Annotated in this window: 29 protein-coding genes; 27 read left to right on the forward strand and 2 right to left on the reverse strand. The window is 68.6% G+C overall.

From position 1 onward, the window contains the following. Nucleotides 1-44 precede the first annotated feature (44 nt). The 5 genes from ACJMKZ_RS08775 to ubiA all read left to right on the forward strand — a co-directional run bounded on the left by ACJMKZ_RS08775 (nucleotide 45) and on the right by ubiA (nucleotide 6,250). A complete protein-coding gene (locus tag ACJMKZ_RS08775; RefSeq protein WP_405232810.1) occupies nucleotides 45-2,204 on the forward strand; it encodes a RelA/SpoT family protein in 2,160 nt (719 codons plus the stop codon). Between the two features lie 11 nt (nucleotides 2,205-2,215). Further along, a complete protein-coding gene (locus tag ACJMKZ_RS08780) occupies nucleotides 2,216-2,611 on the forward strand; it encodes a RidA family protein (protein WP_405232811.1) in 396 nt (131 codons plus the stop codon). Next, the gene (gene recG, locus ACJMKZ_RS08785; protein WP_405232812.1) at nucleotides 2,608-4,701 is read left to right on the forward strand and encodes an ATP-dependent DNA helicase RecG; all 2,094 of its coding nucleotides are present in this window, start codon (nucleotides 2,608-2,610) and stop codon (nucleotides 4,699-4,701) included. Before ACJMKZ_RS08780 ends, recG begins: the two co-directional genes overlap by 4 nt. A gap of 62 nt (nucleotides 4,702-4,763) precedes the next feature. Continuing rightward, the gene (locus ACJMKZ_RS08790) at nucleotides 4,764-5,324 is read left to right on the forward strand and encodes a chorismate--pyruvate lyase family protein (protein ID WP_405232813.1); all 561 of its coding nucleotides are present in this window, start codon (nucleotides 4,764-4,766) and stop codon (nucleotides 5,322-5,324) included. A gap of 101 nt (nucleotides 5,325-5,425) precedes the next feature. Beyond that, on the forward strand, nucleotides 5,426-6,250 hold the full coding sequence (gene ubiA / locus ACJMKZ_RS08795) for a 4-hydroxybenzoate octaprenyltransferase (protein WP_405233161.1): 825 nt from the start codon (nucleotides 5,426-5,428) through the stop codon (nucleotides 6,248-6,250). On the opposite strand, the gene ACJMKZ_RS08800 is transcribed toward ubiA, so the two are convergent. Next, nucleotides 6,235-6,990, reverse strand: a complete 756-nt coding sequence (locus ACJMKZ_RS08800; protein WP_405232814.1) for a phosphoribosyltransferase family protein — start codon at nucleotides 6,988-6,990, stop codon at nucleotides 6,235-6,237. The genes ubiA and ACJMKZ_RS08800 overlap by 16 nt on opposite strands. Before the next feature lie 181 nt (nucleotides 6,991-7,171). Here ACJMKZ_RS08800 and ACJMKZ_RS08805 point away from each other — a divergent pair, with 181 nt between their 5' ends. From ACJMKZ_RS08805 to ACJMKZ_RS08835, 7 genes are all read left to right on the forward strand, one after another. Continuing rightward, nucleotides 7,172-7,981 (forward strand): methyltransferase domain-containing protein, encoded by an 810-nt coding sequence (locus ACJMKZ_RS08805; protein ID WP_405232815.1) that lies wholly within the window; start codon nucleotides 7,172-7,174, stop codon nucleotides 7,979-7,981. A 250-nt stretch (nucleotides 7,982-8,231) separates the two neighbouring features. Beyond that, nucleotides 8,232-8,726: a DUF2244 domain-containing protein gene (locus tag ACJMKZ_RS08810; RefSeq protein ID WP_405232816.1), complete on the forward strand. Its 495-nt coding sequence runs from the start codon at nucleotides 8,232-8,234 to the stop codon at nucleotides 8,724-8,726. A 42-nt stretch (nucleotides 8,727-8,768) separates the two neighbouring features. Continuing rightward, entirely contained in the window at nucleotides 8,769-9,590 is an 822-nt protein-coding gene (coxB, locus tag ACJMKZ_RS08815; protein ID WP_405232817.1) for a cytochrome c oxidase subunit II, read from the forward strand. A gap of 88 nt (nucleotides 9,591-9,678) precedes the next feature. After that, nucleotides 9,679-11,265 (forward strand): cytochrome c oxidase subunit I, encoded by a 1,587-nt coding sequence (gene ctaD / locus ACJMKZ_RS08820; protein ID WP_405232818.1) that lies wholly within the window; start codon nucleotides 9,679-9,681, stop codon nucleotides 11,263-11,265. A gap of 6 nt (nucleotides 11,266-11,271) precedes the next feature. Further along, the gene (locus ACJMKZ_RS08825; protein WP_405225140.1) at nucleotides 11,272-11,400 is read left to right on the forward strand and encodes a hypothetical protein; all 129 of its coding nucleotides are present in this window, start codon (nucleotides 11,272-11,274) and stop codon (nucleotides 11,398-11,400) included. Between the two features lie 3 nt (nucleotides 11,401-11,403). Then, nucleotides 11,404-11,967 carry a cytochrome c oxidase assembly protein gene (locus ACJMKZ_RS08830; RefSeq protein ID WP_405232819.1) on the forward strand — a complete coding sequence of 188 codons (564 nt, stop codon included), beginning with the start codon at nucleotides 11,404-11,406 and terminating at the stop codon, nucleotides 11,965-11,967. A gap of 58 nt (nucleotides 11,968-12,025) precedes the next feature. Then, a complete protein-coding gene (locus ACJMKZ_RS08835; protein ID WP_405232820.1) occupies nucleotides 12,026-12,892 on the forward strand; it encodes a cytochrome c oxidase subunit 3 in 867 nt (288 codons plus the stop codon). Nucleotides 12,893-12,946: 54 nt separating this feature from the next. On the opposite strand, the gene ACJMKZ_RS08840 is transcribed toward ACJMKZ_RS08835, so the two are convergent. Then, the gene (locus ACJMKZ_RS08840; RefSeq protein ID WP_405232821.1) at nucleotides 12,947-13,141 is read right to left on the reverse strand and encodes a twin transmembrane helix small protein; all 195 of its coding nucleotides are present in this window, start codon (nucleotides 13,139-13,141) and stop codon (nucleotides 12,947-12,949) included. 128 nt (nucleotides 13,142-13,269) lie between these two features. Between ACJMKZ_RS08840 and ACJMKZ_RS08845 the strand changes: the two genes are divergently transcribed. The 15 genes from ACJMKZ_RS08845 (at nucleotide 13,270) to ACJMKZ_RS08915 (ending at nucleotide 24,267) form a co-directional block, all read left to right on the forward strand. Continuing rightward, the gene (locus tag ACJMKZ_RS08845) at nucleotides 13,270-14,013 is read left to right on the forward strand and encodes an SURF1 family protein (protein WP_405232822.1); all 744 of its coding nucleotides are present in this window, start codon (nucleotides 13,270-13,272) and stop codon (nucleotides 14,011-14,013) included. A gap of 33 nt (nucleotides 14,014-14,046) precedes the next feature. Continuing rightward, on the forward strand, nucleotides 14,047-14,631 hold the full coding sequence (locus ACJMKZ_RS08850) for a hypothetical protein (RefSeq protein WP_405232823.1): 585 nt from the start codon (nucleotides 14,047-14,049) through the stop codon (nucleotides 14,629-14,631). A gap of 32 nt (nucleotides 14,632-14,663) precedes the next feature. After that, the gene (locus tag ACJMKZ_RS08855; RefSeq protein ID WP_405232824.1) at nucleotides 14,664-15,677 is read left to right on the forward strand and encodes a COX15/CtaA family protein; all 1,014 of its coding nucleotides are present in this window, start codon (nucleotides 14,664-14,666) and stop codon (nucleotides 15,675-15,677) included. After that, nucleotides 15,664-16,563, forward strand: coding sequence for a heme o synthase (locus ACJMKZ_RS08860; RefSeq protein ID WP_405232825.1), 900 nt, complete (start codon nucleotides 15,664-15,666; stop codon nucleotides 16,561-16,563). Before ACJMKZ_RS08855 ends, ACJMKZ_RS08860 begins: the two co-directional genes overlap by 14 nt. A 25-nt stretch (nucleotides 16,564-16,588) precedes the next feature. Then, on the forward strand, nucleotides 16,589-17,155 hold the full coding sequence (locus tag ACJMKZ_RS08865; RefSeq protein WP_405232826.1) for a hypothetical protein: 567 nt from the start codon (nucleotides 16,589-16,591) through the stop codon (nucleotides 17,153-17,155). Then, nucleotides 17,152-17,490 carry a tRNA-binding protein gene (locus ACJMKZ_RS08870; RefSeq protein ID WP_405232827.1) on the forward strand — a complete coding sequence of 113 codons (339 nt, stop codon included), beginning with the start codon at nucleotides 17,152-17,154 and terminating at the stop codon, nucleotides 17,488-17,490. The genes ACJMKZ_RS08865 and ACJMKZ_RS08870 overlap by 4 nt, the downstream gene beginning before the upstream one ends. Beyond that, nucleotides 17,487-17,966: a hypothetical protein gene (locus ACJMKZ_RS08875; protein WP_405232828.1), complete on the forward strand. Its 480-nt coding sequence runs from the start codon at nucleotides 17,487-17,489 to the stop codon at nucleotides 17,964-17,966. Before ACJMKZ_RS08870 ends, ACJMKZ_RS08875 begins: the two co-directional genes overlap by 4 nt. Beyond that, nucleotides 17,963-18,682, forward strand: coding sequence for a hypothetical protein (locus ACJMKZ_RS08880; protein ID WP_405232829.1), 720 nt, complete (start codon nucleotides 17,963-17,965; stop codon nucleotides 18,680-18,682). The genes ACJMKZ_RS08875 and ACJMKZ_RS08880 overlap by 4 nt, the downstream gene beginning before the upstream one ends. A gap of 141 nt (nucleotides 18,683-18,823) precedes the next feature. After that, nucleotides 18,824-19,585 (forward strand): nucleotide-binding protein, encoded by a 762-nt coding sequence (locus ACJMKZ_RS08885; RefSeq protein WP_405232830.1) that lies wholly within the window; start codon nucleotides 18,824-18,826, stop codon nucleotides 19,583-19,585. Between the two features lie 109 nt (nucleotides 19,586-19,694). Further along, nucleotides 19,695-20,078 (forward strand): DUF302 domain-containing protein, encoded by a 384-nt coding sequence (locus tag ACJMKZ_RS08890; protein WP_405232831.1) that lies wholly within the window; start codon nucleotides 19,695-19,697, stop codon nucleotides 20,076-20,078. Next, nucleotides 20,068-20,625: a GNAT family N-acetyltransferase gene (locus ACJMKZ_RS08895; RefSeq protein ID WP_405232832.1), complete on the forward strand. Its 558-nt coding sequence runs from the start codon at nucleotides 20,068-20,070 to the stop codon at nucleotides 20,623-20,625. The genes ACJMKZ_RS08890 and ACJMKZ_RS08895 overlap by 11 nt, the downstream gene beginning before the upstream one ends. 61 nt (nucleotides 20,626-20,686) lie before the next feature. Continuing rightward, nucleotides 20,687-21,202 (forward strand): GNAT family N-acetyltransferase, encoded by a 516-nt coding sequence (locus ACJMKZ_RS08900; protein WP_405232833.1) that lies wholly within the window; start codon nucleotides 20,687-20,689, stop codon nucleotides 21,200-21,202. Between the two features lie 37 nt (nucleotides 21,203-21,239). After that, nucleotides 21,240-21,632: a class I SAM-dependent methyltransferase gene (locus ACJMKZ_RS08905; RefSeq protein ID WP_452233299.1), complete on the forward strand. Its 393-nt coding sequence runs from the start codon at nucleotides 21,240-21,242 to the stop codon at nucleotides 21,630-21,632. A gap of 69 nt (nucleotides 21,633-21,701) precedes the next feature. Continuing rightward, the gene (locus ACJMKZ_RS08910; RefSeq protein ID WP_405232834.1) at nucleotides 21,702-23,852 is read left to right on the forward strand and encodes a prolyl oligopeptidase family serine peptidase; all 2,151 of its coding nucleotides are present in this window, start codon (nucleotides 21,702-21,704) and stop codon (nucleotides 23,850-23,852) included. A 55-nt stretch (nucleotides 23,853-23,907) separates the two neighbouring features. Beyond that, entirely contained in the window at nucleotides 23,908-24,267 is a 360-nt protein-coding gene (locus ACJMKZ_RS08915) for a TraR/DksA family transcriptional regulator (protein ID WP_405232835.1), read from the forward strand. The last annotated feature ends 112 nt before the right edge of the window (nucleotides 24,268-24,379 follow it).

The raw sequence follows: 24,379 nt of genomic DNA on the forward strand, positions 1-24,379 counted from the left end.
TGACAATACCGGTGCCGCCCGCCGGCACCGACCGGTTCACCCCCATGGATTACGCCGCCTCGATCCGCTCCAAACTGCCGAAGACGCGGCGCTCCACGGGTCTCAAGCAGCTCCTCCAGAAACTCGAGAACTACATGACGGACGACCAGATCGCGCTGGTCGTCAAGGCGTACGAGTTCGGGGCCGAGGCCCACGCCGGGCAGCTGCGCCAGTCCGGTGAGCCCTACATCTCCCACCCGGTCGCCGTCGCCGGCATCCTGGCGGACATGCGCATGGACGCCAAGGGCATCGCCGCGGCGATCCTGCACGACGTGATCGAGGACACGCCGGCGGCAAAGGAGCAGCTGGACAGCGAGTTCGGCACGGATATCGCCGCCCTCGTCGACGGCGTCACCAAGCTGGACCAGCTGCAGTTCCGCAGCCGTCTGGAGGCCCAGGCCGAGAGCTTCCGTAAGATGCTGCTGGCGATGGTCGAGGACATCCGGGTCATCCTGGTGAAGCTCGCCGACCGCCTGCACAACATGCGCACGCTGGACTCCCTGCCCCGGGAGAAGCAGACCCGCATCGCGCGGGAGACGCTGGAGATCTACGCCCCCATCGCCAACCGGCTGGGCATCAATACGCTGAAGGTCGAGCTGGAGGACCTGGGCTTTCGCTACACGCGGCCCTACCGCTACCGGGTGCTGGAGCGGGCGCTGAAGAAGGCCCAGGGCAACCAGCGCCAGATCGTGAAGAAGATCAGCGACACCCTCGAGAAGGAGCTGGCGCGCCACGAGGTCGCGGCCAGCGTCGCCGGGCGGCAGAAGCATCTCTATTCCATCTACCGCAAGATGCTGGTGAAGGGGCGCACGCTCGGCGAGATCGTGGACGTCTACGGCTTCCGCATCGTCGTCGAGGACGTCGATGACTGCTACCGGGCGCTCGGCCTGGTGCACAAGGTCTACAAGCCGATGCCGGGCCGCTTCAAGGACTACGTCGCCATACCGAGAGTGAACGGCTATCAGTCCCTGCACACCACCTGCTTCGGCCCGCGCGGCCTGCCGCTGGAGGTGCAGATCCGCACCCGGGAGATGGATCTGGTGGCGGAGAGCGGTATCGCCTCGCACTGGCGCTACAAGGCCGAGGACAAGTCCGCCGCGTCGCCCCAGCTGAGGGCACGTGAGTGGCTCTCGAACCTGGTGGAGCTGCAGCAGGACGACAGCTCGGAGGAGTTCCTGGAGAGCGTGAAGGTGGACCTGTTTCCCGACAAGGTCTACGTATTCACGCCCAAGGGCGACATCCGCCGGCTGCCCCGGGGCGCCACCGCGGTGGACTTCGCCTACGCCGTGCACACGGACATCGGCAACCGCTGCGTCGCCGCCAAGATCGACCGGCGCCTGGTGCCGCTGAGGACGCCGCTGTCCAACGGCCAGACCGTAGAGATCATCACCAACAAGGGCGCCCGGCCGAACCCGAACTGGGTCAACTTCGTGGTCACCGCGAAGGCGCGTTCCGCCATCCGCCACTACCTGAAGAACCTGCGCCGGGGCGAGGCCGCGGAGCTCGGCAAGCGCCTGCTCGAGCAGGCGCTGAAGGAACAGAAGAGCTCGCTGCGCAAAGTGGACAAGAAGGCGATGACCGAGGTGCTGGAAGCCTTCGGCCTGAACAACAAGATAGAGCTCTACGAGCAGCTTGGCCTCGGCGAGCGGCTGTCGCCGATCGTCGCCCGTCTGCTGCTGGGCGTGGACGCCGGCGAGGTGCAGCCGGCGGTGCGCGAGAGCACTTCGCTCACCATCACCGGCACCGAGGGCATGGTGGTGACCTACGCGCGCTGCTGCCACCCGATCCCGGGCGATGCCATCATGGGCCACCTGTCCAGCGGCCGCGGCGTCGTCATCCACCGCAACGTCTGTCACAACCTGGCGAATTTCCGCAAACACCCGGAGAAGTGGGTGACCGTGAACTGGCGCAGCGACATCGACCAGGACTTCACGGCCCAGGTGACGCTGATCGCCGTCAACCGCATGGGAGTGCTGGCGGAGGTGGCGGCCACGATCTCGGCGGCCCAGTCCAATATCGAGCAGGTCACGGTCCGGGAAGGCGATGACGACGTCTCCGTAATGACCTTCCTGCTGCAGATCCGGGACCGCCAGCACCTGGCCGCCGTGCTGCGCAGCATCCGCAAGATGCCGAGCGTCATCAAAGTCACCCGCGACTGCGCCTGACCGGAGGAAGCATGCAGAAGAAGCACGTGGTCACACCGGCCGCACCCGCCGCCATCGGCACCTACTCGCAGGCCGTCGAGACGGGCGGCGTGGTCTATGTCTCGGGCCAGATCCCGCTGGACCCCGCCACCATGGAGCTCGTGGAGGGGGAGTTCGCCGACCGGGTGCGGCAGGTGTTCCGGAATCTGGCGGCCATCGCGGAAGCGGCGGGCGGCAGCCTCGCCGATGCCGTGAAGCTCACCATCTACCTCACCGACATGGCCAACTTCGCCACCGTGAACGAAGTGATGGCCGAGTTCTTCGACGAGCCTTACCCCGCCCGGGCCGCCGTCGGCGTGGCCGCGCTGCCGAAGGGGGCCGACGTAGAGGCGGACGCCATCCTTATTCACGGCACCGGCATGCCGTGAACCGGGATTCCGGCGTCTCCGGGAGCCCGGGCCTCGGCTCGCCGCTGACGGCGCTGAAGGGTGTCGGCCCGGCGCTGGCGGAGAAACTCGCCCGCCTCGGCGCGGATACGATCGAGGATCTCCTGTTCCTGCTGCCCCTGCGCTACGAGGACCGCACGCGGGTGACCCGCATCGGCTCGGCCAGGCACGGGGAGCGGGTGCTGGTGGCCGGCGACATCCTGCTGTCGGAGACCGTCTACCGGGGCCGTCGGTCCCTGCTGGTGCGCATCACCGACGGCAGCGGCCAGCTCACGCTGCGTTTCTTTCATTTCTCCCGCTCGCAGCAGGCGCGCCTCGCGCGCGGCTCGCGCATCGCCTGTTACGGGGAGGTCCGCCCCGGCCCGGCGGGCAAGGAGATGGTGCATCCCGAGTACCGGCTGCTGGGCGCGGAGGAACCGGTACCGGTGGAGGACCGGCTGACGCCGGTGTACCCGACCACCGAGGGCGTGCAGCAGGGCCGCCTGCGGCGCCTCGTCGCGGAGGCACTGGACCTGATGCGCCGCGAGGCGCCAACGGAGCTGATTCCGCGCCGGGTGCTGGAACGCACGGACCTGCCGACGCTGACGGAGGCGGTGGAGTACCTGCACCGGCCGCCGCGGGGCGTGGACCTGGCGGAACTCGCCGGCGGCGGCCATCCCTGCCAGCAGCGCCTGGCTTTCGAGGAGCTGCTGGCTCACCACCTGAGCCTGAGGCGGCTGCGCCATCGCATCCGCGACGAGCTGGCGCCGGCGCTGACGGACGGCGACGGCCTGGCGCGGCGGTTCCTGGACAGCCTGCCGTTCCGCCTGACCGCCGCCCAGGAACGAGTGCTGGCAGAGATATCGGCAGACATCGCCCGGCCCCACCCCATGCTGCGCCTGGTGCAGGGCGACGTCGGCTCGGGCAAGACGGTGGTCGCAGCCGCTGCCTGCCTGAAGGCCATCGCGGCCGGATGCCAGGCGGCGCTCATGGCGCCGACGGAGCTGCTCGCCGAGCAGCACTACAAGAGCTTCAGCGCCTGGCTCGAGCCGCTGGGCATCCGGCCGGTCTGGCTCACCGGCAGCCTCCGTTCCGCGGTGCGGCGCGAGGCGCTGGCCGTCATCGCCGATGGCAGCGCTGCAATGGTCATCGGCACCCATGCCCTGTTCCAGGAATCGGTCGCCTTCGACAATCTCGCACTGGTGGTGATCGACGAACAGCACCGCTTCGGCGTGCACCAGCGGCTCGCGCTGCGGCAGAAGGGCGAGCAGGGAGTGACCCGTCCGCACCAGCTGGTGATGACGGCCACGCCCATCCCGCGGACGCTCGCCATGACCGCGTACGCCGATCTCGACACCTCCGTCATCGACGAGCTGCCACCGGGCCGCCGGCCCGTGACCACCGTGGTGCTGCCGGAAACGCGTCGCGAGGAAGTCATCGAGCGGGTGCGGCGTGCCTGTGCCGAGGGCCGCCAGGCTTACTGGGTCTGCCCGCTGGTGGAGGAGAGCGAGCAGCTCGATTACCAGGCGGCCGAGGCCAGTTACCGGATGCTGGGCGAGGCGCTGCCCGACATACCCGTGGGTCTGGTGCACGGCCGCATGAAGCCGGCCGAAAAGGAGGCGGCAATGCAGGCGTTCAAGGCCGGCGAACTCAGGCTGCTGGTGGCCACCACCGTGATCGAGGTGGGCGTGGACGTGCCGAACGCCAGTCTGATGATCGTGGAGAACGCCGAACGCATGGGCCTGTCCCAGCTCCACCAGCTGCGAGGGCGGGTCGGACGGGGCAGTCGCGAGAGCACCTGCCTGCTTATGTACAGGCCGCCGCTGTCGGAGATGGCGCGCCGGCGCCTGGCCGTGCTGCGCGAGACCGGCGACGGCTTCGTCGTGGCCGAGGAAGACCTGAAGCTCCGCGGACCCGGCGAGGTGCTGGGCACCCGGCAAACCGGCGCAATGCAGCTGCGCATCGCCGATCTCAGCCGCGACGCCGCTCTCATGCCCAAGGTGCAGCTCGCCGCCGCGGCCGTCTCGCCGGCGGACGCCGAGGCCGTCATCCAGCGCTGGCTGGGCGGCGCCAGCCGCTACGGCAGCGTCTGACGTCGCCGGGACCGCCGCGCTGCACTGTCACGGAGCGCGATCTCGTCTACACTCTGCACTCCATGCTTCCCGGTAACGAACAAGCCTCGGGCGACGGCCGCTGGTCCGACACCATCCCGGCCTCGGTGCCCGCCGGCCTGACCGGCTGGCTGGCCGACCACGGCCTGTTGACGCCCCGCATCCGGTCGTTCCAGCCGGCGAGCTTCCGCCTCGCGGTGCACGCCGAGCGTCACCGCCGGCTCTACGGGGACGAACGGGCACTGCTCGACGGCGACGCCGGAGAGGCCCTGGTACGCGAGATCAGCATGGGCGGTGCCGCCGGCGAACTGGTGGTGGCCTCGAGCATCATCCCGGCAGCAACGCTGGAGCGTTTCCCGAGCCTGGCCGCCCTCGGCGAGCGCCCCCTCGGCGAGGCACTGGCGCGCCTGGACGAGGTGAGCCGGGAGCCGTTCCGCTACGCCGTCTTCGAGCCGGGCGACCGCGGCTATCCCGCGCTGCCCGAGCGCATGCCGGCCGGGCGGCTGTTCGCGCGGCGCTCGGTCATCCGCGTGGCCGGTGCGCCGATCCTGGTCGTCGAGTATTTCCCCGCCAGCCTCGCGGCACCGGAGGGCGCGGCGCTGTGAGGACGGGAGCCGCTTCCCGCGGGCAGGCCCGGGCAGCGGACGGCACCCGGCCCGGCTTCCTCCCGGTGCTGCTCTCCCAGCTCGGGATCTACGCCCGGCTCATGCGGCTGGACCGGCCGATCGGCTTCTATCTGCTGATGTGGCCCACGCTGTGGGCGCTGTGGGTGGCCGGAGACGGTCGGCCGGACGAGGGCATCTTCGCCATCTTCATGGCCGGCGTCGTGGTCACCCGCTGCGCCGGCTGCATCATCAACGACATCGCCGACCGGGGCTTCGACCCCTACGTGACCCGCACCCGGGAGCGGCCGCTGGCCACGGGCAGGGTCAGCGTCGTCGAGGCGGCCCTGCTGTTCGTCGGCCTGGGCCTGATCGCCATCGGCCTGGTGACGCTGCTGAATCCGCTCTCCCGGGTGGTGGCCGCCGCCGCGGCGGTGCTGATGATCGTCTACCCGTTCGTCAAGCGCATCCTGTCGGTGCCCCAGCTCGTGCTTGGGGCGGCCTTCGCCATGGCCATTCCGCTGGCGTTCGCCGCGCAGACAGGCGAGATACCGGAGATCGCCTGGCTGATGTTCGCCGTCACCGTGATCTGGGCCATCATCTACGACACGATGTACGCCATGGTCGACCGACCGGACGACCTGCAGGTGGGCATCAAGTCCACCGCGATCCTGTTCGGCGACGCCGACCGGTTCATGATCGGCGCGCTGCAGGGCCTCATGCTGCTGGGGCTCGTGCTGATGGGCGCCCGCCTCTCCATGGGCCTGTGGTACTTCCTGGGCGTGACGCTGGCCGCCGGCTTCATGGCCTGGCACCAGTACCTGATCCGCGACCGGGATATCGCCGACTGTTTCCGCGCCTTCCTGAATAATCACTACATCGGCATGATGGTGTTCATCGGCATCGCGCTGGATTACCTGTTCCGCTGAGCGGCCCTCGCCGCGGCCACTACGCTGACCCGGGCGCAGCCGCCTGCCCTTAACAGGGCGGCGATCTCGCGCGTGGTCGCGCCGGTGGTGACGACGTCGTCCACGATCACGGCGTGCCCGAAGTCCGCCGGGCGCCGCAGCCGGAAGGCGCCGGCCACGTTGCGGCGCCGCGCCCGGGCGCTCAGGGACGACTGTTCCCGGGTGGGACGCATGCGGACCACCACGTCGTCGGCCAGGCGGCAGCCGAGGCTTCGGGCCAGCGGCCGTGCGATCTCCAGCGCCTGGTTGTAGCCCCTGGCGGCCAGCCGCCGACGGTGCAGCGGCACGGGGATCAGCACCGCCGCCGGGCCGGGCCTGGACGACGGGTCCGCCTCCAGCGCTGCGGCGACGAGCCCGGCGAGCAGCGGCCCGTGCCAGAGGCGGGCGTTGAACTTCAGCTCGGTGAGCAACCAGTCCGCCGGGAAGGCGTAATGCAGCGGCGCCAGCGTCAGGTCCATCGGCGGCGGGTGCCGCCGGCATGCGAGGCACAGGGTGCCCGCGCTCAACGGTTCGGCGCAACGGCGGCAGGCGCCGGCGATGCGGGGCAGATCGCCGTGACAGCCTGCGCAGAGATCCGTCGCGGCCCATCGTCCGCCGTGTCGGTCGCCGCCCCGGCAACAGACGGGCTCGCCGCACAGCGCGCAGCGCGGCGGGAACAGGAGACGCGCCAGGGAGTCGAGTGCGGCGCGGCAGCGTGTCATGGTGCAGGTCATGGCGCTCGTCACGGCCGGAGCTTGCGGGCCCGTGGCCACGGCTGCAGCCGGGTTTTCTGCCGGTAGCCGCCGGTTTTGCCGTAAGCTTCCCGGGCTCATGCGCACGCCCGACCGACCAGCCGCCCCCGCGCTTCGCCGACGGGAGATACGCCGCCGCACAGAAGCCAGCGTGGCCGGGGCGGACGACTTCCTGTCGGCCCGTACCCGTGAGGAACTGCTCTCCCGCCTGAACCTCACCGCCATCCGCCCGCGGCGGGTGCTGGACGCCGGCGCGGCCACCGGCCGTGCGTCGGCGGAACTCGCGCGCCGCTATCGTGGCTGCCGCATAGTCTCGCTGGACCTCTCGCCGGCCCGGCTCACCGCGGCCCGAAGGAGCCACGGCCGCTTCGCCCGCCGCGACGAGGTGGCCGGCGATGCCGCCTGTCTGCCCTTCCGCGACCGGGTCTTCGACATGGTGTTCGCCAACCTCCTGCTGCCCTGGTTCGCCGATCCGGCGCCGGTGGTGGCGGAGACCGCCCGGGTGCTGCGTCCGGAGGGTCTGCTGACCTTCGCCAGCCTGGGTCCGGACAGCTTCCGGGAGCTGCGCGAAGCCTGGCGGGCGGTGGACGAGGGCGAACACGTGCTGGCGTTCCCGGACATGCACGACCTCGGCGACGCGCTGGTGCGCGCCGGCCTGCGCGACCCTGTGCTGGACGTCGAGCATCTCACCGTGACCTACGCGGAGCCTGCAGCGCTGTGGCGGGACCTGACCGCGGCGGGCGCCCGCAACACGCTGGCCGGCCGCAGCCGCGGGCTGGCGACGCCCGCACGCTTCCGCCGCCTCGCGGACGCCTGGGGACGAAAGCGGCGGGAGGACGGCCGCCTGCCGCTGACGCTCGAACTCGTCTACGGCCATTGCTGGGGCGGCAGCGGACTGCCGGGGGCCGATGCCGACGGTGCGGTGCGCATCAGCCCGCAACAGATAATGAGACGCACGTGAGACGTCATGACCCCGTCTCTTGCACGCCGGACGGGCGCCCCGATAATCGAAACAAGAGGGAAGTTCGGGGAGGTCGGCGATCGCTTGCCGCAATTCCCTGATTTATCAACATTAATTCGACATGGAAAGCCACTTGCGCAGTTGCACCCGGAAAGCCGTTTCTTTAGACTCGCCAGTCCGCGGTCCGGCGGGTCCGGACCGATGTACCGGGAACCAGGGAATTTCAGGATCAGCCGCAGGATCTGTTCAGTTGCACCGCTTCGAACTGAAGCCGAACTGTTCTCTGGATTCCCGCACGGCAACGCTCTTTTTCGTCTCGATCCTGGTGGTCTCCATGACGGTCGCCGGCGGATTCGCGGCGATGGGTTACTGGCCGGTGCTGCCGATGGCCGGGCTGGAGCTTTCCGCCCTCGGCGCGGCGCTCTGGCTGAGCATGAAGCGCGGACGCGACCGTGATCTGATCGATGTCGGGCCGGACGAGGTCGTCGTCAGCCGCCTGCGGGGCCGGGAACGGCGTGACCAGCGCTTCCTGCGCGCGTGGACGCGGGTGCGCTATGCCGCAGGCCGCAGCGCCGGGGCGCCCGGCCGGCTCGAGATCGGCGCCCACGGGCGGTGGTGCGCGGTCGGGGAATTCCTGACCGACGCCGAGCGCAGGGGGCTCGGCGACCGACTGAACAGACTACTGGCGGAGCCGGCCTTGTCGGCAACGGACGACCGAGGGACGCTGCGGGCACCGCACGCGTGACAGGACGAACACACCGGCCGCGGCCGGCAGGATAACAGACCGATGATGCGAAAAATCTCCCTCTTCTTGCTGACCCTGTCCGCTTCGGCGACGGCGCTGGCCGAGTCGAAGATCAACATGCCCCAGGGCGTCACGGAGGTCAGCCGCGACATCTACAGCCTGCACATGCTGATCTTCCTGGTCTGCTGCGCCATCGCGGTCTTCGTGTTCGGCTGGATGATCATCGCGCTGGTCCTGCACCGGAAGTCCCGGGGCGTCGAACCGGCGAAGTTTTCCCACTCCACGAAGGCGGAGATCATCTGGACGATCATCCCCATCGGCATCCTGATCGGCATGGCCATCCCGTCGGCCGAGACGCTGGTGAAGATCGAGGACAGCCGCAACCCGGACATCACGGTGAAGGTCACCGGCTACCAGTGGAAGTGGCACTACGAGTACCTGGACGAAGGCGTGGAGTTCTATTCGAACCTCGCGCGCTCGAGCAACGAGGCGCGGCGCCTCGGCTCCGGCATCGACGTGAATACGGTGCCGAACTACCTGCTCGAGGTGGACAATCCCATGGTGGTGCCGGTCGGCGCCAAGGTGCGGCTGCTGATCACCTCCAACGACGTCATCCACGCCTGGTGGATGAAGGACTTCGGCATCAAGAAGGACGCCATCCCGGGCTTCATCAACGAGGCCTGGTTCCGGGCGGAGGAGCCCGGCGTGTACCGCGGCCAGTGCGCCGAACTCTGCGGCAAGGATCACGGCTTCATGCCGATCGTCGTGGAGGTGCTCGACCAGGCCGAGTACGAGGGCTGGGTCGCCGCCCGCCAGGAAGAGCAGGGCGTGACCCCGAAGCTGGCCGCGGCGGCGGCCGAGTGACCGCGGCCATCGGCGCCGGCAGCAGGACAGACAGGAACGAGCGCCGGGGCCCGAGCGGAGCCCCGGCAGGAAACCAGGAGCCATCCGTATGAGCAGTGCAACCGACGCGCTACACCACGACGACCACCATCACGGCCCGGAGATGACCGGCATCCGGCGGTGGCTGTTCACCACGAACCACAAGGACATCGGCACGATGTACCTGGTGTTCAGCCTGCTCATGTTCTTCGTGGGCGGCGCCATGGCGCTCGTCGTCCGGGCGGAGCTGGGCCAGCCGGGTCTGCAGTTCGTCAACCCGGGCTTCTACAACCAGATGGTCACGATGCACGCGCTGATCATGATCTTCGGCGCGGTGATGCCGGCCTTCGTCGGCCTGGCCAACTGGATGATCCCCATGATGGTCGGCGCGCCCGACATGGCGCTGCCGCGCATGAACAACTGGTCGTTCTGGATCCTGCCGGCGGCCTTCCTGATCCTGCTCTCCACGCTGTTCGTGCCGGGCGGCGCGCCGGCCAGCGGCTGGACCATGTACCCGCCGCTCGTGCTGCAGACCGGCGATGCGTTCCCGCTGCTGATCTTCTCGGTCCACCTGATGGGCATCTCCTCCATCATGGGCGCGATCAACATCATCGTGACCATCATGAACATGCGCGCACCCGGCATGACGCTGCTGAAGATGCCCATGTTCGTCTGGTCCTGGCTGATCACCGCTTACCTTCTGATCGCCGTGATGCCGGTACTCGCCGGCGCCGTCACGATGCTGCTGACCGATCAGTTCTTCGGCACCAGCTTCTTCCGTGCGGCCGGCGGCGGCGACCCGGTGATGTTCCAGCACATCTTCTGGTTCTTCGGTCATCCCGAGGTGTACATCATGATCCTGCCGGCCTTCGGCATCATCTCGGAGATCATCCCGACGTTCTCGCGGAAACCGCTGTTCGGCTACGACTCCATGGTCTATGCCACGGCCAGTATCGCGTTTCTGTCCTTCATCGTCTGGGCACATCACATGTTCACCGTCGGCATGCCGCTCACCGGGCAGCTGTTCTTCATGTTCTCGACGATGCTGATCGCGGTGCCGACGGGCGTGAAGATTTTCAACTGGACGTCGACGATGTGGCGGGGCTCGATGACCTTCGAAACGCCGATGCTGTTCGCCATCGCCTTTCTGTTCCTGTTCACCATCGGCGGCTTCTCGGGTCTGATGCTCGCCATCGTGCCGGCGGACTTCCAGTACCACGACTCCTACTTCGTGGTGGCGCATTTCCACTACGTGCTGGTGCCGGGCGCCATCTTCGCCATCATGGCGGCGGCCTACTACTGGCTGCCGAAGTGGACCGGGCACATGTACAACGAGACGCTGGGCAAGTGGCACTTCTGGCTCACGACCATCTTCGTGAACATGACCTTCTTCCCGATGCACTTCGTGGGCCTGGCCGGCATGCCGCGACGCATCCCCGACTACGCCACCCAGTTCGCCGATTTCAACCTGCTGGCGACGGTCGGGGCCTTCGGGTTCGGCCTCTCCCAGCTGCTGTTCGTCTGGATCGTCGTCTCCTGTGTGCGGGGCGGCAAGCCGGCCACGGCGGAGGTGTGGGACAATCCCAAGGGCCTGGAGTGGACCGTGCCCTCGCCGGCGCCGTATCACACCTTCGATCAGGCGCCGGAGGTCAAGTAAGCGCTCGTGGATGAACGCAAGCCGGAACAGCGCCGCAAGGCACTACGCAACGCCATCATCCTGGCGGTGGTGGCGGTGGGGTTCTACGCCGGCTTCATATTCGTCGAGTATCTGCGCAGCCAGGGAGGCAGCTAGCCCGTGACGGAAGACAGCGGCAAACAGAACCACAAACAGAGCCACAAGGGGCTGTCCTGGCAGCTCCTGGTGATGACCATCGCCATGTTCGGCTTCGGCTTCGCGCTGGTGCCGCTGTACGACGTGTTCTGCGAGATCACCGGTCTCGGCGGCCGCACGAACGCGGAGGCCGTGACGGTCACCGAGCAGCCGGACGAGAACCGCCTCATCACGGTGGAGTTCGTCGCCACGGTCAACCAGCAGGGGCCGTGGGAGTTCGAGCCGACCGTCACGAAGATGCAGGTGCACCCGGGCAAGCTCTACGACACCACGTTCTTCGCGAAGAACCTGCAGGACCACGGCACCGTCGGCCGGGCCGTGCCCAGCGTGTCGCCGCCGGTGGCGGCGCGGCATTTCACGAAGACGGAGTGCTTCTGCTTTACCAATCAGCCCTTCGAGGCTCACCAGGGCAGGGACATGCCGGTGCGTTTCATCGTCGACCGGGCGCTGCCCGACCACATCGACACGGTGACGCTTTCCTATACTTTCTTCGACACCGAACAGCAGGTGGCTGCGGCGGACGACTGACCGTCAACCGCAACCCGGCTCATAACAAGACAGCCAGTCAAGACAGCGGGACATCTCCATGGCACAGACCAAAGACAGTTATTACGTACCCCACGGCAGCCACTGGCCCGTGGTGGGCTCCGTCGGCCTCTTCCTCCTCATGGTCGGGGTCTCGATGTGGCTGAACGGCTCGGACATCGGCAGCTGGATCATGTTCGCCGGCATCGCGGTCATCGTCGTGATGCTGTTCGGCTGGTTCGGCGACGTCATCGACGAGAGCGAGGGCGGCGTCTACAACGCGCAGGTGGACAAGTCGTTCCGCATGGGGATGATGTGGTTCATCTTCTCGGAAGTGATGTTCTTCGCCGCCTTCTTCGGCGCCCTGTTCTACGCCCGCTCCTTCGTGCTGCCCTGGCTGGACGGCGAGGGCAACAACTTCTTCACGAACCTGCTGCTGTGGCCCGGCTTCGAGGACACGTGGCCCACCAACGGACCTGCCGACATCGGCGGCGAGTTCCAGAAGATGGGCGCCCTGGGCCTGCCCCTGATCAATACCGCCATCCTGCTCACCTCGAGCGTGACCGTGACCATCGCCCACCACGCCATCCGCGAGGGCAACCGCGGCATGACCGCCCTGTTCCTGGCGCTGACGTTCCTGCTCGGCTACGTGTTCGTCGGGCTGCAGGCCTACGAGTACGTGCACGCCTATCAGGATCTGAACCTGACCCTCGAGTCGGGCATCTACGGTTCGACGTTCTTCATGCTCACGGGCTTCCACGGCATGCACGTCACCATCGGCGCGATCATGCTGACCGTGATCTTCCTGCGGGTGATACGGGGTCACTTCACGGCCAAGCACCACTTCGCCTTCGAGGCGACCGCGTGGTACTGGCACTTCGTGGACGTGGTCTGGCTGGGCCTCTACATCTTCGTCTATTGGCTGTAGCCGGCATGGGCCGGCGACTGTAACCGGCATTGGCCGGGAGCCGGCCGGCGTCGATCAGGCGTTGGGCGAGATCCAGCCGTTGAGCCCGGCGACGATGAGGAAGATGAAGAGAGCCACGGACAGGCCGATGCGCCAGGTGAGCGCCTTCACCAGACGGCCGGAGCCGTCCTTGTCGCTGACCAGGTAGAAGAGCCCGGAGCCGAGGCTCGCGATGATCCCGCCGAGGATCAGGATGACGAGGAGTTTCATAGCTTCGATATGTGGGCTGTCGCCGGACCCTCAAGTATAGCGGTCCGGCCGCGAGGCCGCCCGCCGGTCAGGCGATGTCGAGGAATACGGCGGAACGCCGGAGGCGCGGGCGTGTCCATGGACAGGCGATGAACCACGTCAATGACACGCGCAGGGAATTCCGGCCGGCTCTGGTGCCCACCCTGCTGACGGTGGCGCTGATGCCGGTGCTGATCGGACTCGGCGTCTGGCAGCTCTCGCGCTACGAATACAAAACGGAACTGGAGCAGGCCTATGCGGCCTCCGGCGCCGAGCCCGCGGCCGCCGACGCGGTGACCGGAGACGACCGGTACCGCTTCCGGCCGGTGACCGCTCAGGGCCGCTACGATAGCGAGCGCCAGTTCCTGGTCGACAACATGGTGAGCAGTGGCCGCAACGGGTTCTTCGTGATCACGCCCTTGCGGCTCGAGAGCGGCGGCCTGCTGCTCGTGAACCGGGGCTGGATCGCCCAGGACGCCCGCCGCCGGCCAGCCGACGACATCGCGGTGAGCGAGGAGACGCGGCGGATCGAGGGCCGGGTCGGCCGCCTGCCCGTCGCGGGTCTAGACCTCGGCGGGGGCGACGGTGCCGCCGCGGACTGGCCGTCGGTGCGGCAGTTCCCGGACATCCCGGAGCTGTCCGCGGCGCTGGCGGAACCGGTGGCGCCCTGGGTGCTGCTGCTCTCGCCGGAGTCCGCCGACGGATTCCGGCGGCAGTGGGAGCCGGGCGGAATGCCTGCGACCCGGCACCTCGGTTACGCGGTGCAGTGGTTCGCGCTGGCAGCGGCGCTGGCGGTGATCTACGTGGTGGTCAACGTCAGGCAGCGGCCGCGGGCCGCGAGTGACAACGAGTAGCTGGGCCGCCGGCCCGGGCGAGACGACGGACGAATGAAGGAACAGAATCAGAGGCGACGAGGCCGCCTGCAATTCATCCTGCTGGCGGTGATCTTTCTGGGGCCGCTGGCTCTGGCGATGTACCTGTATTACGGCGTGGATGACTGGAGTCCGCCGGGCCAGACCAACCACGGCACGCTGATCGAGCCCGTGGTGGTACTGCCCGAGGTCCCCATCGAGACGCTGGCGGGCGAGAGTATCTCGCCGGATGGATGGCGCCATCACTGGACGATGCTCTACGTGAACCCGGAGCCCTGCGGCGAGACCTGCCGGCAGGAGATCGTCAAGATCCGGCAGATCCGGCTGGCGCTGGGTGCGGAGGCCGACCGGGTGGAGCGGCTCTACCTCGCCGGCGAAGAGCCGCCGGCAGCGGACTGGCTGGAGCGCACCCAGGCCGGCCTGGTCAGCGCCAGGCTGGACGACAACCCGGCGCTGGCCGACGCGCTGCCGTCCCGGGACGCGGCGATCTATTTCATCGACCCGCTCGGCAACCTGATGATGCGCTTCTCCACCCAGGCGGACCCGGAAGACATCAAGGACGACCTGAAGAAGCTGCTGAAGATCTCGCGGATCGGATGAACCCCGGAATACCGGATCGAAGGGACAGGACCATGAACAGAGCGGCAAGAATCTATCGCGTGCTCGTCCCGGCGGCGACTGTGCTGACCCTCTGCGTGGTCGTGCTCGGCGCCTGGGTGCGCCTCACCGACGCCGGCCTCGGCTGCCCGGACTGGCCCGGCTGCTACGGCACGCTGACCGTGCCGAAGTCCGCCGAGCAGCTCGACTTCGCGGCCGGCGCCTTCCCGGAGCGCCCGGTGGATCACGGCAAAGCCTGGCGGGAGATGATCCACCGCTACTTCGCGGGCGCGCTCGGCCTCATGATATTCGCCATCGCCGCGGCGGCCTGGGCCAACCGGCGGGACCCCGCACAGCCGGTCCGCCTGCCCCTCGCGCTGGCCGGCATCATCGTCGCCCAGGCGCTGCTGGGCATGTGGACCGTGACGCTGCTTCTGAAGCCGTTCATCGTGACGCTGCACCTTCTGGGCGGCCTCACCACGCTGGGCCTGTTGTTCTGGCTGACGCTGGGCGTGTTCAGACCGGCGCCGGCCGGGCCGAGGATGCGCCCGTCGCGCCGGCTGCGCACGCTGGCACTGGCCGGGCTCGTGCTACTGGGCGTGCAGATCACCCTCGGCGGCTGGACCAGCACCAACTACGCCGCCCTGGCCTGTCCGGACTTCCCCACCTGTCAGACCCAGTGGTGGCCGGAGATGGACTTCGCCGAGGGCTTCCGGCCCTGGCACGGCCTCGGCATCGACTACGAGGGCGGCATCCTGGACAGCCCGGCCCGTACCGCCATCCATTATGTCCACCGCATCGGCGCGCTCGTGGTGACGATGGTACTCGGGGGCCTTGCGATCGCGGCGCTGGGCCGCGGCCGCCCGCCGGCACTGCGCCGGGCCGGGGCGCTCCTGCTGGGGGCTCTGGCAGTGCAGCTGGCGATCGGTATAGGTATCATTCACTATTCACTGCCGCTCTCACTCGCGACTGCTCACAACGCCGGCGCCGCGCTCCTGCTGCTGGCGCTGCTCAACTACAACCATCTGGTCCGGCATGCCGAACACTGACGCACAGACTCTCGAGAGAAGCCGCCCCGTCAACTGGCGGGATTACTACGAGCTCACCAAGCCCCGCGTGGTGGCGCTGATCGTGTTCACCGCCGTCGTCGGCATGTTCCTGGCCGTGCCGGGACTGCCGGACCCGGTCGCGCTCATCCTCGGCACGCTCGGCATCGGCCTGGCCTCCGCCGGCGCCGCCGCGGTCAACCAGATCCTGGACGCGCGCTTCGACGCGATCATGGCCCGCACCCAGCACCGGCCGCTGCCCACCGGCACGGTCTCCGAGCCCCAGGCGTTCGCCTTCGCGGGCGCGCTGTCGGCGGTTTCCATGCTCATTCTGTGGTTCGGGGTGAATCCCCTGACCGCGGTGCTGACCTTCTGCTCGCTGATCGGCTATGCGGTCATCTACACGGTGTTCCTGAAGCATGCGACGCCCCAGAACATCGTCATCGGCGGCGCCGCGGGCGCCGCGCCACCGGTGCTGGGCTGGACGGCCATCACCGGCGAGGTGCACGCTCACGCGCTGATCCTGTTCCTGATCATCTTCGTGTGGACGCCGCCCCATTTCTGGGCGCTGGCCATCGCCCGCAAGGACGAGTACGCGAAGGTGGGCATCCCGATGCTGCCGGTCTCCTACGGCGAGCAATTCACCCGGCTCTACGTGCTGCTCTATACCATCCTGCTCGTGATGGTCACGCTGCTGCCCTGGCTCACGGGCATGAGCGGTCCGCTCTATCTCGCCAGCGCGCTGGTGCTGGGTGGCGTGTTCCTCTGGTACGCCTGGCGCATGAAGGTCAGCGACGACCCGTCGCTGCCGATGCGCACCTTCTCCTGGTCCATCACCTATCTCATGGCGCTGTTCACGGCGCTGCTGGTCGACCACTACCTGTTCTGAATCCCCATCCGTTATCCTCCGCGGCATGGCCGGGGACAAAGACAGCGCCAGACTGGAACCCGACGAGGTCGTCAGCGCGGTCTATTATCCGAACAAGGCGCGCCTCGTCGCCGCCACCGTCTCGGGCAGCATAGCCGGGCTGATCGTCGGCATCGGCGTGGCAGTGCTGCTGACCGGGGACGGCGCCGGAGGGCTCCTCACGGCGGCCGCCTCCGCCGTCCTGGGCGCCGGCATCTCCCTGTTCGGTTCGGCCAGCCAGGCCCGGCTGCGATTCGGCGCCGACTGGGTGGAGGGGCCCGTGGAGGGGGGCGTCGGCTACGTCCTGATGTGGCGGCACGACATCACCGCGCTGGAGGTGGTTGATCAACACAAGCTGCGCCTGGCGCGCCACGACGGCGAGCGGCTGCTCGTCGACCTCGCCCATTACGAGTTCATGGATCAGCAGATGATCCGGATGCGGCTCACCTCGCTCGCGGGCGGGCGCACGTCCACGCCCCCGGAGGCGCTGGTACAGGAGTCGAAGCGGCATCGGCTCGGGTTCCGGCGAAAGAAGGAGCAGGGCCACACATCGGACCCCGACCGGAAGAAATGAAGCAGATCGGCTGGGAAGATTTCGAGCAGGTGGAGCTGCGCGTGGGTACGGTGACCCGGGCGGAGCCCTTCCCGGAGGCACGCAAGCCGGCCTACAAGCTCACCGTGGACTTCGGCGCCGACGTGGGCGTCAGGCGCTCCTCGGCGCAGATCACCGACCTGTATGAGCCGGACGAGCTGGTGGGCCGTCAGGTGCTGGCGGTCACCAACTTCCCGCCGAAACAGATCGGTCCGTTCATGTCGGAGTGCCTGGTGACCGGCTTCGTGCAGGCGGACGGCAGCGTGGTCCTGGCCGTGCCGGACCGCCCGGTGGCGGACGGGAGCCGTCTGGCATGAGCGGCCGCGAGAGCCGCGCGCGCATCGCCGCCCGGCTGCGCGATACCCAGCGCCGCCAGCAGCGCCGGGAAGTGCTGCTCACGGCGGCGGTTCTGATCGGCGGCGCCCTGCTGATCGCCGGCTGGAGGCTCGGCTGGTTCGCCGCGGAGATCACTCTGGAGAGCTCCGACGGCCACTGGGCCGACCGGGAAGCGCTGGACGAACGGCGGGACTACACGGACAGCGTCGCGCTGTTCATGCAGTACCGCATCGAATGCGGCGCGCCGCAGGCCGAGCTCTATCGAGCCACGGCCAGACCCTGGTGGAATCCGTTCCTCTGGCCCAGCCTGATCGCCGACGACAAGTGGTCCATCCCCTACCGGGAACCCCTGGGCACGGCGGAGCCCACGGGGATCCCCGAGGTGAGCTGTACGCCGGTCCGCGGCGCCTGGGAGCGGGCCGACCGCCAGGCCGACGCCTACCTGGAGTCGCTGTGAGCGGGCCGGCAGGAGAGAGACGGGAAACCGTCGTCATCGACGCCCGCTATTGCGGGCCGCCGGAATCGGGCAACGGCGGCTACAGCGCGGGGCTGCTGGGCACCCGCCTGTCCGGAACGCCTGAGGTGCGTCTGCACCGGCCGCCGCCCCTGGACCGGCCGCTGACGCTGCGTTGCGGCGAGGAGACCGGCGAACTCCTGGACCGCGAGACCGTTGTCGCGAGCGCGCGGCCGGGCGCGATCGAAGGCGAACTGCCACCGGCCCCGACCCTGGCGGAAGCCAGCGCGGCTGCACGGGATTATCTCGGCTTCGAGGCCCACACATTCTCCACCTGCTTCGTCTGCGGTCCGGCGCGCAGCCCGGCGGACGGCGGCCTTTGCATCTATCCCGGCCCCGTTCCGGGCACGGACCGGGTGGCGGCGCCCTGGCAGCCGGCGGATGCGCTGGCGGACGGGTCGGGCCACGTACGGCCCATCTATCTGTGGTCGGCGCTGGACTGCCCCTCCGGCTTCGGCGCGATGGGACGCAATCCGGCTCCCGTCGTCCTCGGCACCATAACGGTGCAGATCGCGGCGCCGCTGCCGGCCGGCCGGCCCTGCGTCGTGGCCGGCTGGCCCATCCGCACCTCCGGGCGCAAACACTACGCGGGATCGGCGATCTACACGGCGGACGGCGAGCCCGTGGCCCGCGCCAGCACCATCTGGATTGCCCTCTGACGAGGCCATTTGCGGGCCCCGACGGCGCCCCGCGGATGTGACAATACGGTTGCAGCGACACCCGACACTGAAAACGAACGCCCGCCTCCGCTATAGTCGGGCGTTCGTCGCGCTGCCATCGGAGTCATCATCCGCCATCCCATGCTCACCATCCCGACGCGTCCCGGCCTCAACAGGATCGTCGTCCTGAACACGAAAGGCGGCTGCGGCAAGACCACGATCGCGACCAACCTCGCCAGTCACTACGCCCTCCGGGGACCGCGGCCGGCGCTGATGGACTGTGATCCCCAGGGCTCCGCCATCCGCTGGCTGGAACGGAGGCCGGCGGAGGCGCCGCCCGTGCACGGCATCGCCGCGTACAAGCGCAACATGGCGGCGACGCAGAGCTGGCAGCTGCGCGTGCCGCAAGAGGCGGAGACGCTCATCGTGGACTCGCCGGCCGGCCTCGACCGGGACGCGCTGCGGCAGCTGACCCGGGACGCCACCAGCCTGATCATCCCGGTGATGCCCTCGGCAATCGACATCCACGCCACGGCCCGGTTCATCGGCGAGCTGCTCATCGGTGCCGGCGTCGACCGGCGGCGCCGCAATGTGGCCGTGGTCGCGAACCGCATCCGTCGCAATACCCGCAGTTTCATCAAGCTGACCCGCTTCCTGGAATCGCTGGAAATCCCCGTCATCGCCGCGCTGCGCGACGTCCAGGCGTACGTAAGGGCGGCGGAAGAGGGCATCGGCCTGTACGAGATGAAGCCCTACCGGGTCAGGAAGGATCTCGTGCACCTCGACCGCATCGTCGCCTGGCTGGACGGCTGGCGCTCCCGCGGCCCCGGCGCGGATTCGGAAGAACCCGCGCCGGGCGAGGCGCAGGCGGCTGCACCGACCGTCTGTGAACGGCCGCGATAGTCCGCACCCGGGTCCGGCACCGGCGCCGGCCACCGGTAGCACTACGTAGTGCCGCCGCGTGCGGCCCCGTGTTTCAATGGCCTTGGCGGGGATGGCAAGGAGGAATCTCGTGAAACAGATCACCGAATCGTCGAAAAGCGTCGAGCAGGCCACCGCGGATCTGCAGGAGGCGGTGAATAAACACGGCTTCGGCGTGCTGCACATCTACGATCTCAAGGCGACCCTGAAGGAAAAGGGCGCACCCATCGAGAACGAGTGCCGCGTGCTGGAAGTGTGCAATCCCCAGCAGGCGCAGAAGGTGCTGTCCAGCGACATGAGCATGAACATGGCGCTGCCCTGCCGGGTGTCCGTCTACGAGCAGGACGGCCGTACCCGCATCGGCCTGCTGAGCCCGAAGGAGATGCTGGGTCTGCTGTCGGACCGGCCGGAACTGGCGGATGTGGCCGCAGAGGTCGAGGCAGCCATGCAGCGCATGATCGAGGATGCAAAATAGGCCGGCCGCGGACGCCGCGGAGGGGCCGAAGCCGGAACCGGCCATAACCCTGCGGCGGCCGGAGCGGAGCATGGCCGGCGAGTTTCTGACCGCCGTGCGGCTCAGCCGGGACCTGCACGGACCCTGGGTGGTCGCGCCGGATTCCCTCGCCGGCTACCGGGCCTATCTCGAGCGACTGCAGCAGGACAGCAACCTGGGCTACTTCGTGATGACGGCGGACGAGCGCATCGCCGGTGTCATCAACGTCAACGAGATCGTCCGGGGCGTGTTCCGCAGCGGCTATCTGGGCTACTACGCCTTCCTCCCCTGGACGGGCCGCGGCTACATGCGGGCCGGCATGCGCAAGGTCGTCACCCGGGCGTTCCGGGTGCATCGGCTGCACCGTCTCGAGGCGAATATCCAGCCGGGCAACGAGCCGTCCAGGCGGCTGGTCGGCGCCCTCGGCTTCCGGCTCGAGGGCTACTCGCCGCGCTACCTCAAGATACGGGGGCGCTGGCGGGATCACGAGCGCTGGGCGATCACCCGCGAGGAGTGGCCGCCGGGATAGCGGGGCGGTGCTGGCGGCGGCCCGGCTCCGCGCCTATGCTGCTCCGGGGAGGGCCACCACGATGAGACTCGAGACCGAACGACTGCTGCTGAGGCTGCCGGAGGAACGCGACCTCGACGCACTCGCCCGCATGCACGCCGACGAGGCGCACATGCGCTACATGGGCGGCCCCCTCGACCGGGAAGGGACCTGGCGTCAGATCGCATGGATGCTGGGCCACTGGCAGATCCGGGGCTACGGCCTGTTCGCCGTGGAAGACCGACGGGACGGCACCTTCCTCGGTCGCGTCGGTTTCATCCACCCCGAGGGCTGGCCCGGCTTCGAGATCGGCTGGCTCATCGGGCAGGAATACGCCGGCCGCGGCTACGCCACGGAGGCGGCCGGGGCCGCGCTGGACTGGTGCTTCGACAATCTCGATCAGGACCACGTGATCAGCCTGATCCATCCCGACAACCGGCCGTCCATCCGGGTGGCCGAGAAGCTGGGCGAGCGGCCCTGGGGCGAGACGCGGATCAAGGACATGGACGTCGTCATCCACCGCCTCGAGCGCCCGGACTGGACCGGGCGCAGACGCTAGTGTCCTGTCCCGGCAGCAGGAGGAGCGCACCGATCTCCTGGTCCGGAAGCTGCCGCTGGCGGACGACGACCGTGTCGCCGACGTCGGCGCCGGGACCGGTTACTTCAGCTTCCGCATCGCGCCGGCCGTCCCCCGGGGAGAGGTCCTCGCCGTGGACATCCAGCCGGAAATGTTCGCCATCATCGAGGAGCGCGGGCGCGAGGAGGGCGTGGACAACGTCCGCGGTGTCCGCGGCAGCGTGACCGACCCGAACCTGCCCGAGGCGGCCGTCGACCTGGCCCTGATCGTCGATGCCTGCCACGAGTTCTCCCATCCGCGGGAGATGGCCGCGGGCCTGCTGCACGAGGTGGAGGCAGCGGGCTTCGAGTTCCTCCGCAACGAGGACTTCCTGCCCCAGCAGCATTTTCTGGTGTTCCGGCGTCCCCGCTGACCAGCCGCTCCGGCGACCGCCGGGGGTGTTAGGATGCGCCGTTTTTCGAGTACGGAGGAGACGTGGCGAATGCGCAACGCAACGCAGGGAATGGCGGCACTTCTTGCGATTTCGCTGACAGTGACGGCACTGCTGCCGGCAGGAGAGACCATGAGCGCCAAGACGCCCGACGACCCCTGGATCTGGCTTGAACAAGTAGAGGGCGAACGAGCACTCGCCTGGGTGGAGGGACGCAACGAGGCCTCGCTAGGCTACCTGGAGTCACGGCCCCTGTTCCGGCCGCTGAAGAAACGCAGCCTGGAGATCCTGGATTCGGCAGCGCGGATACCCGAACCGGCGCTGCGCGGCGATCTGGTCTACAACTTCTGGCAGGACGCGGACAACCGCCGCGGACTCTGGCGCCGCATGTCGCTGGACGCCTATGCCCACGGGGGCGGCGACTGGGAGGTGCTGCTGGACCTGGACACACTCGCCCGGCGCGAGGACGAGGAATGGGTCTGGAAGGGCGCGAGCTGTCTGCCGCCCGAGTACCGCCGCTGCCTCGTGCACCTGTCCAGGGGCGGCGCCGACGCCACCGTGGTGCGTGAATTCGACACCGTGACCGGGCGCTTCGTCGACGACGGCTTCCGGCTGGAGGAGGCGAAGCACGCGGTGAGCTGGGCCGACGAGGACGCCCTGTTCGTGGGGACGGATTTCGGGCCGGGCAGCCTGACCGACTCCGGCTACGCCCGCACCGCGCGGCTGTGGCGCCGCGGCGAGCCGCTGGCCGAGGCGCCGGAGATCTTCGCCGGCGAGAAGAGCGACGTGGCCGTCAGCGTCGTCCGCATCCGTGATGGCCATGACAATGGCAATGACAATAGGCACTACGACATCGCCACCCGCGCCAAAACCTTCTTCACCAGCGAACGCTATCTGTACCGCGACGGCGAGCTCACGAAGATCGACATACCGGAAGACGCCGAGCTGCACGGCATACTGGACGGGCAGATGATCGTGGAGCTGAAGAGCGCCTGGGCGCCGGCCGGCCGGGAGTATCCCCAGGGCGCGCTGCTCGCCACGGACTTCGCGGCATTCGTGGACGGCGAACGGGACTTCGAGATACTGATCGAGCCCGGCCCCTCGACGGCGATCGTCAGCGGTGCGGCGACGGGCGTGGTACGCACGCGTAATCACCTGGTGGTGAACGAGCTCGAGGACGTGGTCAGCCGGCTGACGCGCTTCAGCCGGAAGGACGGCCGCTGGACCCGCCAACGGATCGAGGCCCCGGAAGACGGCGACATCACGCTGGTGAGCGCCACGGAGACATCCGACTATTTCTTCTTCCGGTACGAGAGCTTCCTCACCCCCGACACGCTCTACCTCGCCCGCAACGGCGGCAGCAGGACCGGCGAAGTGCGCTCGCTGCCGGGCTACTTCGACACGGACGGCATGCGTGTGGAGCAGCACTTCGCCACCAGCCGCGACGGCACCCGTGTGCCTTACTTCCTGGTGCTGCCCGCCGGCTTCGAGGCGGACGGCGACACGCCCACGCTGCTGTACGGCTACGGCGGTTTCGAGGTGAGCATGGCACCCTCCTACAGCGCTGTCCTGGGCTCCAACTGGCTCGCCCGCGGCGGTGCCTACGCGTTGGCCAATATCCGCGGCGGCGGCGAATACGGCCCGCGCTGGCACCGCGCCGCGCTGCGCGAGAACCGCCGGCGCGCCTACGAAGACTTCATCGCGGTCGCCGAGGACCTGGTGGAACGGGGCATCACCGCTCCGGAGCACCTCGGTATCCGCGGCGGCTCGAACGGCGGCCTGCTGACCGGTGTCATGCTGACCCAGCGTCCCGATCTGTTCGCCGGCGTGGTCGTGCAGGTGCCGCTCCTCGACATGAAGCGCTACCACAAGCTGCTGGCGGGCGCCTCCTGGATGGGCGAATACGGCGACCCGGACACCGCCGACTGGGACTTCATCGGAGAATACTCGCCCTACCACAACCTGGATCCGGAAGCGGCCTACCCGCGGGCTTTCTTCACCACGTCCACCCGGGACGACCGGGTGCACCCGGCCCACGCACGCAAGATGGTGGCGCGGATGGAGGCGATGGGTCACGAGGTCCTGTACTACGAGAATACCGTCGGCGGCCATGCGGGAGCCGCGGACAACGCCCAGAGGGCCAGAGTGGAGGCGCTGATCTACACCTACCTGTGGGACGCGCTGGGCGGCGGCGAACGCTAATTGTGCGCGGGTTCACGTCCCGGACTCGCGCGGTTATGTAGACTCGACTGCGGTTATGACCTTCTCGCAGCAAAACGCCCAGGTCCGGAAGAAACTCACGGCCCTGCTGGAAGAGATCGTCGCGGCCGGGCACGCGGGCGAGGACGCCGGGCGGACGGTGGAACTGGACCAGGCCCGCGTGGGGCGGCTGTCGCGGATGGACGCCCTGCAGGCGCAGGCCATGTCCCGGGCGACCAGCCGGCGGCGCAGCGAGAATATCCTGCGCATCCGCGCCGCTCTGCAGCGCCTCGACGACGACGAATACGGCCGCTGCGTGCGCTGCGGCGAAGCCATCAATCCGAAGCGCCTCGAACTCGATCCGGCCACGGCGCTGTGCATCGGCTGCGCCGAAAGCACAGAGCAATCCCGGCGCTGAGCCCCCCTATTGCGGAAACTGCGACTGTTCGCCGCATCCCGGCCGGTTACCATGGACGCGAGCGGCCTTGCAGGCTGCCCGATCTTTTATGTCCAGAGAAAGTGGAGTGGCT

Source organism: Lentisalinibacter salinarum (assembly GCF_040706555.1).
Taxonomy (GTDB): Bacteria; Pseudomonadota; Gammaproteobacteria; order Steroidobacterales; family Woeseiaceae; genus Lentisalinibacter; species Lentisalinibacter salinarum.